Source organism: Neochlamydia sp. S13 (genome assembly GCF_000648235.2).
Classification (GTDB): domain Bacteria; phylum Chlamydiota; class Chlamydiia; order Chlamydiales; family Parachlamydiaceae; genus Neochlamydia.
The window spans coordinates 2232366-2247220 of the sequence record NZ_AP017977.1; the positions used below are offsets into that span (position 1 = coordinate 2232366).

At 40.7% G+C, this 14855-nt stretch carries 10 protein-coding genes and 2 pseudogenes; 1 reads left to right on the forward strand and 11 read right to left on the reverse strand.

The window, feature by feature from the left end; translation table 11 throughout:
- Window positions 1-450 precede the first annotated feature (450 nt).
- Window positions 451-1824: an MATE family efflux transporter gene (locus TY21_RS08640; RefSeq protein WP_042241700.1), complete on the forward strand. Its 1374-nt coding sequence runs from the start codon at window positions 451-453 to the stop codon at window positions 1822-1824.
- A 101-nt stretch (window positions 1825-1925) separates the two neighbouring features.
- Here TY21_RS08640 and TY21_RS11110 read toward each other — a convergent pair whose 3' ends face one another.
- From TY21_RS11110 to TY21_RS08690, 11 genes and pseudogenes are all read right to left on the reverse strand, one after another.
- Window positions 1926-2087, reverse strand: a complete 162-nt coding sequence (locus TY21_RS11110; RefSeq protein WP_158623059.1) for a hypothetical protein — start codon at window positions 2085-2087, stop codon at window positions 1926-1928.
- A gap of 21 nt (window positions 2088-2108) precedes the next feature.
- The gene (locus TY21_RS08645) at window positions 2109-3893 is read right to left on the reverse strand and encodes a leucine-rich repeat domain-containing protein (protein WP_079979944.1); all 1785 of its coding nucleotides are present in this window, start codon (window positions 3891-3893) and stop codon (window positions 2109-2111) included.
- 295 nt (window positions 3894-4188) lie between these two features.
- Window positions 4189-6087, reverse strand: a complete 1899-nt coding sequence (locus TY21_RS08650; protein WP_052354560.1) for a leucine-rich repeat domain-containing protein — start codon at window positions 6085-6087, stop codon at window positions 4189-4191.
- 279 nt (window positions 6088-6366) lie between these two features.
- Window positions 6367-8127, reverse strand: a complete 1761-nt coding sequence (locus TY21_RS08655; protein WP_052354559.1) for a leucine-rich repeat domain-containing protein — start codon at window positions 8125-8127, stop codon at window positions 6367-6369.
- 294 nt (window positions 8128-8421) lie between these two features.
- Window positions 8422-9165, reverse strand: a pseudogene (locus TY21_RS08660) (leucine-rich repeat domain-containing protein); the annotation flags it as partial.
- Between the two features lie 15 nt (window positions 9166-9180).
- Complete coding sequence (locus TY21_RS08665; protein ID WP_079979942.1) at window positions 9181-10596, reverse strand: leucine-rich repeat domain-containing protein; 1416 nt, start codon at window positions 10594-10596, stop codon at window positions 9181-9183.
- 282 nt (window positions 10597-10878) lie between these two features.
- Window positions 10879-11925, reverse strand: a complete 1047-nt coding sequence (locus TY21_RS08670) for a leucine-rich repeat domain-containing protein (protein WP_052354558.1) — start codon at window positions 11923-11925, stop codon at window positions 10879-10881.
- Between the two features lie 123 nt (window positions 11926-12048).
- Entirely contained in the window at window positions 12049-12975 is a 927-nt protein-coding gene (locus tag TY21_RS08675) for a hypothetical protein (protein ID WP_042241695.1), read from the reverse strand.
- Complete coding sequence (gene lipA / locus TY21_RS08680; RefSeq protein WP_042241691.1) at window positions 12972-13952, reverse strand: lipoyl synthase; 981 nt, start codon at window positions 13950-13952, stop codon at window positions 12972-12974. The genes TY21_RS08675 and lipA overlap by 4 nt, the downstream gene beginning before the upstream one ends.
- Before the next feature lie 73 nt (window positions 13953-14025).
- Window positions 14026-14268, reverse strand: a pseudogene (locus TY21_RS11940) (dihydrolipoyl dehydrogenase); the annotation flags it as partial.
- 88 nt (window positions 14269-14356) lie between these two features.
- Window positions 14357-14653 (reverse strand): FAD-dependent oxidoreductase, encoded by a 297-nt coding sequence (locus TY21_RS08690; protein WP_079979940.1) that lies wholly within the window; start codon window positions 14651-14653, stop codon window positions 14357-14359.
- Window positions 14654-14855 lie beyond the last annotated feature (202 nt).

The following is a 14855-nucleotide window of genomic DNA, read 5'->3' on the forward strand; positions in this document are numbered from 1 at the left end:
AAATTTGGAGTGTCCTTCTAGCATTTTTCCAATTTTCGATAAGACAAGGTTATTTAAATATTCTTAAGTCAACAAGTTTATCACTAAAAGTGATAGATTTAAAGAAAGCAAGAAGCTTTTTCTATTTTTCTTATTTTTATCCTAAAAATCCCCTCTTACTTGCTGCTCAATTGAAGGCTAAGGGAAGAAACAACTATTTCCTCTTTAAAGCTTACCAAGGAATTTAAATAATTTGTTTAACCTAGCTACTTTCCTCTATCTTTTTCATTAAAAGCTTTCTTCCTACCTTTTAAAAAACAAGGAGACTTTTCTCAATAAAAATTGTTTACAATCCCCTGCTCATTTGTTATGGTATCTGCCAAGAAGCCTTTTTACTGATGTAATCTCTTTCTTTATGACCATTTTTAATTTTACATAAAATTTAAAATACCTTTGCTTTCATAAGGTCCTATGGCACTTACTAAATATCAAGAAGGCAGCTTTCGAGAGCTTTTTTCTATCTCTTTGCCGCTCATGCTTTCCTCTTTTTCCATGATGCTCATGCTTTTTGTCGATAGGTTACTGTTAGCCCATTATTCTACAGCCGCCCTCAATTCTGCTGTCAATGCTTCTACTTTAGGGTGGGGATTACTCTTTGGATGGGTGGTGCTAACCAATATTACTGAAGTTTTTGTTGCTCAATATCACGGTGCTCAACAGCTTAACCGTATGGGTGAGCCTGTTTGGCAAATGATCTGGCTTTCCCTCTTTTCTTTCCTTTTCTTTATTCCTATGGCTATATGGGGAAGCGAATGGTTTTACGGTTCTTCCCCAGAAACAGCCATGGAAAGAACTTATATGCGCTGGATGCTGTTATTTGGCCCCACTTTTGCTGCTTATGCCGCCCTCAGTGGCTTCTTTGTAGGGCAAGGCCAAACTAAATTAATTACTCTTTTAGCCATTGGCGCTAATGTTATTAATGTCTTCTTAGATATCTCTCTTATTTTTGGCATCGAGGGAGTGGTGCCTTCAATGGGCATCCTGGGGGCAGCTATTGCCACAAGTCTAGGATCTTTATTTCAGATGCTTGTCCTCTTTTACTTTTTCCTTAAGAAAGAAAACAGAGAAAAAAAGGGAACAGGAAATTTTTACTTTCGCCCTTTAGCTTTTTGGCAATGTTTTAAAATTGGTTCTCCAGGAGCAATGTTTGCATTAATAGAAATCATGGGTTGGGCAGCTTTTTATCAAATGATGACAAGATTGAGCGAAGTACATATTACTATAGCAGGAATTTGCCAAAGTCTATTTATGCTGCTGCTTTTTTTTGCAGAAGGAGTGAGTAAAGCTGCTACTACTATCTGCGGAAATCTTATTGGTGCTAAACGCACCTGGTTTATTTCTCACGTATTAAAAGCCGGTATACGTATTCATCTGCTTTTTTTATTGGTTATTTCTACCCTGTTTGTCTATTTTCACCCTCTGCTTATCGACCAATTTCTCCCTTATGCTACACCTGAATATAGGGCTTTTATTGAAATAAAACTCATGAATTGCCTATATGCTACTCTCATTTATATATTTTTTGAAGGCATTCGCTGGCTGCTATCAGGAATTTTAACAGCAGCTGGCGATACTACATTTTTATTAATTGCAGGATCCTTAAGCGTATGGATACTGATGGTTGCTCCTGTCTACTTCTTTGTAGTAAAAATTCAAGCTTCCGTAGAAGTGGCCCTCTATTTTTGGCTTCTCTTTAGTATAGGATCAGTGATCATCTATTATTGGCGCTATGCCTCTGGCCTATGGAAAAGCAAGTCTATTATCCTTGAAAAGCCTGTCTTATAGGCAGAACAGCCAACAAAAAGCTAACAAATTCTTCCTTAATTCTTCAAGCATAACTTTTTCTATTTCTTTATCCTTAATTAATTTACAAGACAAGCAAAGCTTTACAATCTAAAGCGCTGTTTTAGTTCACTAGGAATACTTTTCAGCGGATTTCCATCTAACTTAAGATTTAAACGTTTAGGTAGCTGCTCTATCTCTACAGGAAGAGAGGTAAGTTGGTTATCGCATAAATCAAGCTCTTGCAGTTCAGAAAGGCACCCCATCTCTGCAGGAAGAGCGGTAAGCTAGTTGTCGTTTAAGTGGAGCTCTTGAAGTTTCGATAGCTGTCCCATCTCTGCTGGAAGGATGGTAAGATAGTTGCTTTGTAACCAAAGAGATTTCAGGTTAGATAGCTGCCCTATTCCTGCTGGAAGGGCGGTGAGGTGGTTATTGTTTAAATGAAGTTGTTCCAGCTGAGATAACTGCCATGTTTCTGCCGGAAGGGTGGCAAGGTGATTATCACCTAAGCGAAGGCTTTGCAACTGTGATAGCTGCTCGATCTCGGCAGGAACGAACGTAAGCTGGTTATTCTCTAAGCCGAGCCACTTCAATGGAGAGAGCAGCCATATCTCAGCAGGAACAGTGGTAAGGTGATTGTTTTTTAAATCAAGGCAGCCCAATTGCGAGAGCTGCCTTATTTCTGCAGGAAGGGAGGTTAGCTGGTTGTTGCTTAAGGAAAGTCTACAGAGCTGAGACAGCTGCCCTAGCTCTGCAGGAAGGGAGGTGAGATGGTTGGCATCCAATTCAAGGCCTAGCAGCTGAGATAACTGCCCTATTTCTGCAGGGACAGAGTTAAGCTGGGTGTTGCTTAAATAAAGCCATCGTAATTGCAAGAGCTGTCCTATCTCTGTCGGAAGGCAGGCAAGCTGGTTGGTGCTTAAGTTAAGTGTTTTAAGCTGTGCGAGCTGTCCTATTTCTGCTGGAAGAGTGGTGAGTTGGGTGTTGTTCAAATAAAGAATTTTTAGCTGAGAGAATTGCCCAATCTCTATGGGAAGGGCGGTGAGGGGGTTATCATTTAAGTACAACTCTTTCAGCTGAGACAACTGCCCTATTTTTGCAGGAAGAGAAGTAAGCTGGTTATTGCTTAAGTTAAGAGCTCGCAGCTGAAAAAGCTGCCCTATTTCTGCTGGAAGGGAGACAAGCTGGTTGTGGCCCAAGCAAAGGATTTGCAGCTGAGATAACTGTCCTATTTCTGCAGGAAGAGAGGTAAGCTTGTTGTGCTCTAAGTTAAGCCAACGTAACTGCGAGAGCTGTCCCATCTCTGCAGGAAGAGTGGTGAGCTGGTTGTTGTTTAAATAAACAGCTTCTAGCTGAGAAAATTGTCCAATCCCTATGGGAAGGGCGGTGAGAGGGTTATCGTTTAGGTAAAGAGATTGCAATTGAGAAAGCTGTCCTATCTCTGGAGGAAGTGTGGTGAGCTGGTTGCTGGTTAAGTTAAGCTCTTGCAGTTGAGAAAGACAACCTATTTCTGGAGGTAAAAAGGTTAAGCCGATTCCCGTTAAACATAGCCTCTCAATATTTTTACCCTGATTTTCTATCCAATCTCTAAGAAGCTCTCCTTGTTTTTCTAAAGGCAAATACTTAATGTTTTCTTGAGCTAAGTACTCCTCCCCCCCAGAAAGTTTTTTCCACATTAACAAGCGATTAACATTAATAAGATAAGAGGAGTAGTTAGCCAGCGTAAAACACCTTTTTTCCTCAGTTTTCCATTTAAATTCCAACTCCATAGGGGCAAGAGATTTAGCTAGAGCAAAGGTTTGCTTGAAGATTGCCTTGGCTTTTTCTCCTTCAGGAAGCCTATCTTCTAGATTATAAATTTTATCTATAATAAAAGCCTGTTCGTTAATATCTCCTTGAGGAAAGTGCATTTTACCTATTTGTTTATAAAGAGAGGGCATGACTTCAGTAGCTAATAGGTGTCTCCATCTTGTACAAACGCTAAATAACGAGGGGCTAGCACAAACCTTTAAGATAGGGGCTAATATTTCATTAGGTAAATGGTTGATGGTAATAAAAGAGCTGGGATTCATGGTATGGTCTCTGTTAAGTTTTATGCCTATTTTTAGCTCGTTTTGGAGTCGTTACCTATACATGAAAAAAGCAAAATAGGCAAGAAAACGTGAGAAAAGAAATTTTAATTTTTAAGCTTATAAATAGCGGAATAAAAAAGTGGGTAAGGATTTTTCTCCCTGCATTATCAAATAAACATATGTTTAGATGCTACGCTTTTATAATAAATCAAAGGCTTTTTATATATTTAAAGCTTTTAAACCTATCAGGTTGCCCTTTTAATGTTATGAATGATATAGACAAGCACCTTTTCAGCTACGACCCAAAGCATTTTTTTAGTTCACTAGGAATACTTTTCAGCGGATTTCCGTCTAACCTCAAATCTAACCGTTCTGTTAGCTGCTCTATCGCTGCAGGAAGGGAGGTAAGCTGGTTGCCGTCTAAGTAAAGCCTTCGTAGCCGAGAAAGGTGCCCTATCTCTGCAGAAAGAGCGGTAAGCTGGTTGCTCTCTAAGTAAAGGTCTTGCAAATTAAAGAGCTTTCCTATCTCTGCAGGAAGGTTGGTAAGCTGATTGCTCCTTAAGTAAAGCTTCTGCAGGTTAGAGAGCTGCCCTATCTCTGCTGGAAGAGTGGAGAGCTGGTTGCTATTTATGCGAAGATCTAGCAGCTGCGAAAGCTGCCCTATCTCGGCAGGAAGCATGGATATCTGATTGTTCTCTAAGTAAAGGCCTTGCAACCTAGAGAGCTGCCCTATCTCGGCAGGAAGAGCGGTTAGGTTGTTGTTCTCTAAGTAAAGCCCTTGCAGCCTAGAGAGCTGCCCTATCTCGGCAGGAAGAGCGGTTAGGTTGTTGTTCTCTAAGTAAAGCCTTCGTAGCTGCGAAAGCTGCTCGATTTCTGCAGGAAGAGAGGTAAGCTGGTTATTCTCTAAGTAAAGCCTTCGTAGCTGCGAAAGCTGCCCGATTTCTGCAGGAAGGGAGGTAAGCTGGTTGTTATTTAAGTTAAGCCTTTGCAGCCGCGAAAGCAGCCCTATTTCTATCGGGAGATTAGTAAGTGAGTTGCCTTCTAAGTAAAGGCCTTGTAGCTTAGAGAGCTGCCCTATCTCGGCAGGAAGCATAGATAACTGGTTGTTATTTAAATGAAGGTCTTGCAGTTGCGATAGCTGGCCAATCTCTGCAGAAAGGGAGGTCAGCTGATGGTTGCTTAAGGCAAGCAATTTGAGCTGTGGTAACTGCCATATCTCTGCCGGAAGGGAAGTAAGCTGGTTGTTATTTAAATAGAGTTCTTGCAGCTGTAATAGCTGCCCTATCTCGGCAGGAACGGTGGTAAGCTTATTGTTTTCTAAGTAAAGGCTTCGCAGCTGGGCTAGCTGCATTATGTGTGTAGGAATGGAGGAAAGCTTATTATTGTTTAAGCTAAGGCTTCGTAGCTGGGCAAGCTGCCCTATCTCTGCAGGAAGGCAGTTAAGTTGATTGTCGCTTAAGTAAAGCCAATGCAGGTGTGAGAGTTGCCCTATCTCTGTCGGAAGGGTGGTGAGCTGATTACAATCTAAGTAAAGACCTTTCAGCTTAGATAACCGACCTATCTCGGCCGGAAGGGTGGTGAGCTGGTTGTCGATTAAGTCAAGCTTTTGCAGCTGAGAAAATTGCCCTATCTCTGGGGGTAAAAGAGTCAAGCCGATTCCTCTTAAGTTTACTATCGTAATCTCCTTGCCATGGTTTTCAATCCACTCCCCAAACAGCTCTCCTTGTTTTTCTAAAGGCAAATACTTGATCTTCTCCTGATCTAAGAACTCCCCTCCACCAGGCAGTGCTTTCCACATTAACAGGCGATTAATATTTATAAGATAAGAGGAATAATTAGCTAGCGTATAATATCTCTTTTCCTGGGTTTTCCATTTAAATTCTAACTCCATAGGAGCAAGGGTTCTAGCTAGAACGAAGGCTTGCTTAAAGATTGCCTTGGCTTTTTCTCCTTCACAAAGCTCATCTTCTAGCTTATAAATCTTATCTAAAATAATAGCCTGCTTGTTAATATCTCCTTGAGGAAAATGAACTTTAACTATTTGCTTATAAAGGGGAGGCATGACTTCAGTAGCTAACAGGTGGCTCCATCTTGTACAAATACTAAATAAGGAGGGGCTAGCACAGGCCTTTAAGATAGACGCTAGTATTTCATTAGGTAAATGTTCGAGAGTGATAGAAGAGCTGAGAGCCATGGTATAGCCTTTCTAAGAGATATACATATTGATTGTTTTCAGGGAAACAACTATACGTAGAAGAAGCAAAATGGGCAAGAAAATGTAAAAAATGCTTAATTTTTAAACTTATCGCTAGAAGAATGTAAAAACTGGTTAAAAAATTTTGCTTTAACTTTAGCAGGAAAACAGAACTTTAGATCCTAGGCGTTTGTAATAAACCGACAATTCTCTATATCTTTAAACCTTTCTAAACTTACCAATTAATATTATAAATGATGAAAAAAGGCACCTTTTCAGCTACAGTCTAAAGCGCTTTTTTAGTTCACTAGGAATACTTTTCAGCGGATTTCCGTCTAGCTTAAGATTTAACCGTTCAGTTAGCTGCCCCATCTCTGCAGGAAGGGTAGTAAGCTGGTTACTGCTTAAGTTAAGAGCTCGCAGCTGCGAAAGCTGCCCTATTTCTGCAGGAAGGGAGGTAAGCTGGTTGCGGTCCAAGCAAAGGCTTTGCAGCTGAGATAACTGCCCTATTTTTGCAGGAACAGAAGTAAGCTGGTTGTTGTTTAAATAAAGCCATCGTAATTGCAAAAGCTTTCCTATCTCTGTCGGAAGGGAGGCAAGCTGGTTGGTGCTTAAATTAAGTGCTTGAAGCTGTGCGAGCTGTTCTATTTCTGCAGGAAGAGTGGTGAGCTGGTTGTTGTTTAAATAAAGAGCTTCTAGCTGAGAGAATTGCCCAATCTCTGTGGGAAGAGAAGCAAGCTGGTTATTGCTTAAGTTAAGATCTCGCAGCTGAGACAGCTGACCTAGCTCTGCAGGAAGGTTGGTGAGCTGGTTTTGGCTTAAGTAAAGCCTTTGTAGTTGAGACAGCTGCCCGATTTCTACAGGAAGGCTGATGAGCTGGTTGTTGTTTAAATAAAGAGCTTTTAGCTGAGAGAATTGCCCAATTTCTGGGGGAAGGGCGCTGAGATGGTTGTCGTCTAAGTACAGTTCTCTCAGCTGAGACAATTGCCCTATTTTTGCAGGAACAGAAGCAAGCTGGTTAGTGCTCAAATTAAGTGTTTGAAGCTGTGAGAGCTGTCCTATTTCTGCAGGAAGAGTGGTGAGCTGGTTGTTGTTTAAATAAAGAGCTTCTAGCTGAGAGAATTGCCCAATCTCTGTGGGAAGAGAAGCAAGCTGGTTATTGCTTAAGTTAAGATCTCGCAGCTGAGACAGCTGACCTAGCTTTGCAGGAAGGGCGGTGAGCTGGTTGTGATCTAAGCAAAGGCTTTGCAGCTGTGATAACTGCCCTATTTCTGCAGCAACAGAGGTAAGCTGGTTATTGCTTAAGTTAAGAGCTTTTAGCTGAGAGAATCGCCCAATCTCTATGGGAAGGCCGGTGAGATGGTTGCCGTTTAAGTACAGCTCTTTCAGCTGAGACAGTTTCACTATTTCTGCAGGAAGAGAAGTAAGCTGGTTATTGCTTAAGTTAAGAGCTCGTAGCTGCGAAAGCTGCCCTATCTCTGGAGGTAAAAGGGTTAAACCAAGTCCCGTTAAATATAACCTTTCAATATTTTTACCGTGATTTTCAATCCAATCTCTAAGAAGCTCTCCTTGTTTTTCTAAAGGTAAATACTTGATTTTTTCTTGACTTAAGTATTCCCCTCCACCAGGCAATGCTTTCCACATTAACTGACGATTAATATTTATAAGATAAGAGGAATAATTGGCCAGCGTAAAACATCTCTTGTCCTCGGTTTTCCATTTAAATTCTAACTCCAAAGGGACAAGCGATCTAGCTAGAGAAAAGGTTTGCTTGAAGATTGCCTTAGCTTTTTCTCCTTCTGAAAGCCTATCTTCTAGCTTATAAATTTTATCTAAAATAAAAGCCTGCTTGCTAATATCTCCTTGAGGAAAGTGCATTTTACCTATTTGCTTATAAAGGGAAGGCATGACTTCAGTAGCTAACAGGTGGCTCCATCTTGTGCAAACGCTAAATAACGAAGGGCTAGCACAAACCTTTAAGATAGGGGTTAATATCTCATTAGGTAAATGGTCGATGGTAACAGGAGAGCTGGGATTCATAGTATAGCCTCTTTAAGATGTATACATGTTTTTATTCGCTTTGTAGAAGTATCGCCTATACATGAAAAAAACAAAATAAGCAAAAAAAATGGTAGAAATTAATATTCAATATTTAAGTATTGAATGCAAAAGAGTATAAAAAGCTGGAAGAAATTCTTCTGAACTTTAGCAAAAAAACAGAGCTTTAGATCCTACGCTTCTATAATAAACCAAAAGCTTTATATCTTTAAAGCTTCTGAGCCTGCCAATTTGCCATTTTAATGTTATAAATGATGAAGATAGGTACCTTTTCAGCTACAGTCTAAAGCGCTTTTTTAGTTCATTAGGAATATTTTTCAGCGGATTTCCGTCTAACCTCAAATCTAAACGTTTAGGTAGCTGCTCTATCGCTGCAGGAAGGGAAGCAAGCTGGTTATCGCATAAATCAAGCTCTTGCAGTCGCGAGAGCTGCCCCATCTCTGCTGGAAGGACGGTAAGATAGTTATTGTTTAAATGAAGTTTTTCCAGCTGAGATAGCTGCACTATCTCTACAGGAAGGGTGGCAAGGTGGTTGTCACCTAAGCGAAGGATTTGCAGCTGCGATAGCTGCTCGATCTCGGCAGGAATAAACGTAAGCTGGTTATTCTCTAAGCCGAGCCATTTCAATCGAGAGAGCAGCCATATCTCAGCAGGAACAGTGGTAAGCTGATTGTTTTTTAGATCAAGGTAGTGCAGTTGCGAGAGCTGCCCTATCTCTGCAGGAAGGGAGGTGAGCTGGTTGTTTTTTAAATAAAGCCGTCGCAATTGCAAGAACTGCCTTATTTCTGCAGGAACAGAGGTAAGCTGGTTATTGCCTAAGTTAAGATCTCGCAACTGAGACAGCTGACCTAGCTCTGCAGGAAGGGAGGTGAGATGGTTGTGGTCTAAGCAAAGGGTTTGCAGCTGTGATAACTGCTCTATCTCTATCGGAACGGTGGTGAGTTTGTTGTCGTTTAAGCGAAGGCTTCGCAGCTGGGATAGCTGCATTATGTGGGTAGGAATGGAGAAAAGTTTATTATTATTTAAGCTAAAACTTCATAGCTGGGCAAGCTGCCCTATCTCTGCAGGCAGACTGATGAGCTGGTTTTGATTTAATTCAAGCCTTTGCAGCCGAGACAACCGCCCGATTTCTCCAGGAAGGTTGGTGAGCTGGTTTTGGCTTAAGATAAGCACTCGCAGCTGAGACAATTGCCCGATTTCTGTAGGTAGGCTGGTGAGCTGGTTTTGATTTAAGTCAAGCCTTTGCAGCTGAGACAATTGCCCGATTTCTGCAGGGAGGCTGGTGAGCTGATTTTCTTTTAAGTCAAGCGTTTGCAGCTTAGACAGCCGCCCTATCTCTGCAGGCAGACTGGTGAGCTGGTTTTGTCTTAAATCAAGCCCTCGCAGCTGAGACAATTGCTCGATTCCTGCAGGAAGACTAGCGAGCTGGTTTTGAATTAAGTTAAGCCCTTGCAGCTGAGACAGCTGCCCAATCTCGGCAGGAAGAGAGGTGAGTAGGTTATCGTTTAAGGTAAGTTTTTTCAGCTGGGCAAGCTGTCCTATTTCTGTAGGAAGAGAGGCAAGCTGGTTGTTGCTTAAGGAAAGTCTACCGAGCTGAGACAGCTGACCTAGCTCTGCAGGAAGGGAGGTGAGCTGGTTGGCATCCAATTCAAGGCTTAGCAGCTGAGATAACTGCCCTATTTCTGTCGGGAGGTTGGTAAGCCGGCTGTTGTTTAAATAAAGCCATCGCAATTGCAAGAGCTGTCCTATCTCTATCGGAAGGGAGGCAAGCTGGTTATTGCTTAAGTTAAGAGTTCGCAACTGAGGGAGCTGCCCTATTTCTGCAGGAAGAGTGGTAAGCTGGTTGTTGTTTAAATAAAGAGCTAGCAGCTGAGAAAGCTGCCCTATCTCTGGAGGTAAAAAGGTCAAGTCGATTCTCGTTAAATATAACACCTCAATATTTTTACCGTGGTTTTCTATCCAATCTCTAAGAAGCTCTCCTTGTTTTTCTAAAGGCAAATACTTAATGTTTTCTTGAGCTAAGTACTCTTCTCCCCCAGGAAGTTTTTTCCACATTAACAGGCGATTAATATTTATAAGATAAGAGGTATAGTTAGCCAGCGTAAAACATTTCTTTTCCTCGGTTCTCCATTTAAATTCCAACTCCATAGGGGCAAGGGTTGTAGCTAGAGCAAAAGTCTGCTTAAAGATTGACCTGATTTTTTCTCCTTCAGAAAGCCCATCTTCTAGCTTATAAATTTTATCTACAATAAGAGCCTGCTTGCTAATATCTCCTTGAGGAAAATGAACTTTAACTATTTGCTTATAAAGAGAGGGCATGACTTCGGTAGCTAGCAAATGACGCCATCTTGTACAAACGCTAAATAAGGAGGGGCTAGAGCAAACCTTTAAGATAGGAGTTAATATCTCATTAGGTAAATGGTCGATGGTAACAAAAGAGCTAGGATTCATGGTATGGCCTCTTTAAGATATATACTGTGTTTAATTGTTTTTTAGTGAGATGCTTATACATGGAAGAAACAAAATGGGCAAGAAAATGTAAAAAATGCTTAATTTTTAAACTTATCGCTAGAAAAATGTAAAAACTGGTTAAAAAATTTTGCTTTAACTTTAGCAGGAAAACAGAACTTTAGATCCTAGGCGTTTGTAATAAACCGACGATTCTCTATATCTTTAAACCTTTCTAAACTTACCAATTAATATTATAAATGATGAAAAAAGGCACCTTTCCAGCTACAGTCTAAAGCGCTTTTTTAGTTCACTAGGAATACTTTTCAGCGGATTCCCGTCTAGCTTAAGATTTAACCGTTCAGTTAGCTGACCCATCTCTGCAGGAAGGGTGGTGAGCTTGTTGTTCTCTAAGTCAAGCCAACGTAACTGCAAAAGCTGTCCCATCTCTATAGGAAGAGCAGTAAGCTGATTGTAACTTAAGCTAAGCGTCTGCAGCTGCGATAACTGCCCTATTTCTATCGGGAGATTGGTAAGTTGGTTGTCATCTAAATTAAGCATTTCAAGCTTAGCCAGCTGCCCTATCTCTGCAGGAAGGGTAGTAAGCTGATTATAGGATAAATCAAGCTTTTGCATTTGAGAGAGATGTCTAATCTCTATAGGAAAAGTAGTAAACCGATTGTCATCTAAGTAAAGCCATTTCAGCTGGGAGGCCTGGCCTATCTTAGTAGGAAGAGCCGTGAGCTGATTTGCGCTTAAAAAAAGCCTTTCTAACTTAGAGAGCTGCCCTGCTTCTGCAGGAAGGGCGGTGAGCTGATTGCCGCTTAAGTAAAGAATTTGCAACTGGGCAAGTTGCCTTATCTCTGCAGGAAGCGTGGTAAGCCGGTTGTTAGTTAAGCTAAGCTCTTGCAGTTGAGAAAGACAACCTATTTCTGCAGGCAAAAGCGTTAAGCCAACTTCCGCTAACGATAAATTCCTAATATTTTTACCATGGCTTTCAATCCACTTTCTGAAAAGCTCTCCTTGTTTTTCTAAAGGTAAATACTTAATTTTTTCTTGACTTAAGTATTCTTCCCCACCAGGAAGTTTTTTCCACATTAATAGGCGATTAATATTTATAAGATAAGAGGAATAATTAACCAGAGTAAAACATCTCTTCTCCTCGGTTCTCCATTTAAATTCTAACTCCAAAGGGGCAAGCGCTCTAGCTAGAGCAAAGGTTTGCTTGAAGATTGCCTTGGCTTTTTCTCCTTCAGAAAGCCTATCCTCTAGCTTATAAATTTTATCTAAAATAAAAGCCTGCTTGCTAATACCTTCTTGAGGAAAGTGCATTTTACCTATCCTTTATAGCTTGCAAAAAAATATTTTAAAGCTTATTTTCTTCATTATACCATCCTAAGTATTAGTGTATAAACCCTAGCTTGTGAAACAAAGGATAGATGTACTCTTCTTTCTTTAATCTCCCCTAAGGCCTGTTTCCCATAGGCTAGCAACAGCATGAATATCTTGTATAAGCATCTTTGGCATTCCACTTTCTTGTGCAAGAAGCTGGAAAGCTGTACGGTCCTCTAAGCTTTTTAAGCCTTCACAAGCTAAAATCAAATAGGTTGCCAAAGGAATATCCTTACGAACTTGAGAATCTCTTAGGATTTCTAAACATGCTTTGGCCACATCTTCCTCTTCTTTAAAAGCAATCAAAGCAATAGCTGCTCTTTCATTGTCCTCGTTAATAGGACGACCATGCACAACTTTTAACAAGAACTCTTTAGCTGGTTTTCCTATGGCACGTAAAGCTGCCAACACAATATCTTCTTCAAAAAAATCTCCTTGGCTTAAGGATTCGAATAAGGCAATAATAGCACGTTTATCGCCTATCATTCCTAAGCATTTGGCAGCTAATGAAGGCGCTAAACCATATCCTGGAAAAAGTGGATCGTAAAATTCCTCTGCTTTGAGCAATTCTATTAAAGCAGGTACAATAGCTCCTTTCTCCTGAACAATCGCTTCAATTTCTTGAGCAGCCTCTAAATCTTCAGATAAAATTAAATCAGCCACTAAAAGCATGTTTTTCATGGCTGGCTTAGGCTTTTCATATAAGCTTCTAAGTTTTTTGTAAGCTGTCTTGGCTTCTGCAATTTTTTCTGCCTCGGCCCCTGCAAGCATTAAAGGAGCCAAATCTGTTTTCATTTTTTTCTCTATTTTGGCTAACGTATGAATGCTTTCTAATTCAAACTCAGGGTTTACCCCTTTTCCTTCATTAAGATAATAATCCAGCATGACATCAAACTTTCCTCCGAAATGCACCTCACGGTGCATAAGAATTGCATGATCTAATGCATTAGCCAAAGGTAAACCTTCAATAGCTGCCTCTTCATCTCTCATTGTTTTTCTCCTTTACACGTCTGCTTCCAAACCGCTTCAGCATTATAGCTAGAGCGAATAAAAGGTCCGCAATACATATTTTTGATTCCCAAGGAATATCCATATTCTTCATATTTTTTAAATTGTTGAGGAGTAATAAATTCTTTAACTAACAACTTGTTTTTTTGGGGTTGTAGATATTGCCCCAGGGTAATAATATCACAGCCTACGGTTTTTAAATCTTTAAGCGTTTCAAAAACTTCCGCTTCACTTTCCCCTAAGCCTACCATTATTCCTGACTTAAGAAGTAGGCCTTGCGCTCCTTGTTTCCTTACATAGCTTAACACCTTCAACGTGTTATCATAAGTTGCTCGATGACGTACGCGAGGTGTTAAGGCACGCACCGTTTCTAAGTTGTGATTAAAAATTTCAGGGCAGGCTTTTAGGATAACATCTAAGGAGGCATGTTTACCGGCAAAATCAGAGGTTAAGACCTCAATGGTAACTTCACCAGCTTGTCGCCTAATTTCCTCAATCACCTTAGATAAATGCTCGGCACCTCCATCAAGCAAATCATCCCTAGCCACCATAGTAATCACCACATGCTTTAAGCCCAGCGCTAATACCGATTCAGCTACACGCTGGGGCTCATCAGCTTCTAATGCTTTAGGAGCTTTTGAGAAATCAATATCGCAAAAACCGCAAGCTCTGGTGCACTCTTTACCCATCACCAAGAAGGTCGCTGTCTTTTTAGACCAGCATTCCATTAGATTAGGGCATTTGGCTTCCTCGCAAACTGTGTGCAAGCGATTTTGGTTAAAGATATTTCCTGTTTTCCATACGTTGCTTCCGGCGGGGAGCTTACGATGTAACCAAGAAGGGAAACGTCCAAGGCCAACAGCTTTATCCTGGTGGGCCACGTCAGGATTAATAGGAAGAATGTTTAACTTTTTCTTTTTTATCCTAGGCGTATTATCAAACAATTCTAAAGGATTCATAAGAATTAAGCCTGCTTTTTTTATATTTTAAAAGGAAAATGTAAAGGTGCATCAGCCGCTATAAAGGTAGCTTCTAGCCAAGCCTCTGTCCCCCCGTTAAATAGGCATGAATGATCTTTTTAATTGGCTCGATAGTCAAGTTATTCGCCATCGTCCAGCTCATTTGCACTATTATAATAGAAGCGTTGTGCCCACAGCTTGGAGCACCTAGATTTTTCCCTATAAATTTATCTTTTATTATTTGTGTAAATCCTTCCCTTTGATACGTAGCCTGAAACTTGCCTAAAGCATGCAAGGGAAAAGCTTCTACCACTGCTTGATGCCCTTTCTAAAGCCCCCTATAAGAACACTCCAGCTGAGGCAATTTCCGGGCATGCAAAAACCACATGAGGGATCGCCTCCTACTACGTATAGGCTTCTTTTCCAGCCGCATGGCGGCCAGCTACGCAACCTTGCTGTGTAGCCCCATGAGGTAAACACCAGTTAGAAGCGATTTCACCCACAGCATAAATGCCGGGAACATTTGTTTCCATACTAACATTTACAGAAATCAAATCCTTTTCATTAAAAATTACTTCACCTTTTTCTAAACAAACCTTACAGGTATTCATAAAGTGGCCTACAACTACCCATAACATCTTCGCTGTATCACTCTTTCCTTCCGCCCGCTGCACTTTAATACCTTCTGAAGTTTTGTCAATCCCTTCTACCTTTAGTGCTTTGTGTCTATTATAATGTTAGCTTTCCGAAAAGCTTTATTAAGTGCCGCAAAAACCTCCTTACTTTCTAGCGGCAAAAGACAGTGTAACATTTCTTAAGTGGCAATAATTTTTTCTCAAGCTAAGCACTCATTTGTCTTCTCGCATTGCTTGGGTTTTTTAGAGAAATGAATTTACCAAATCT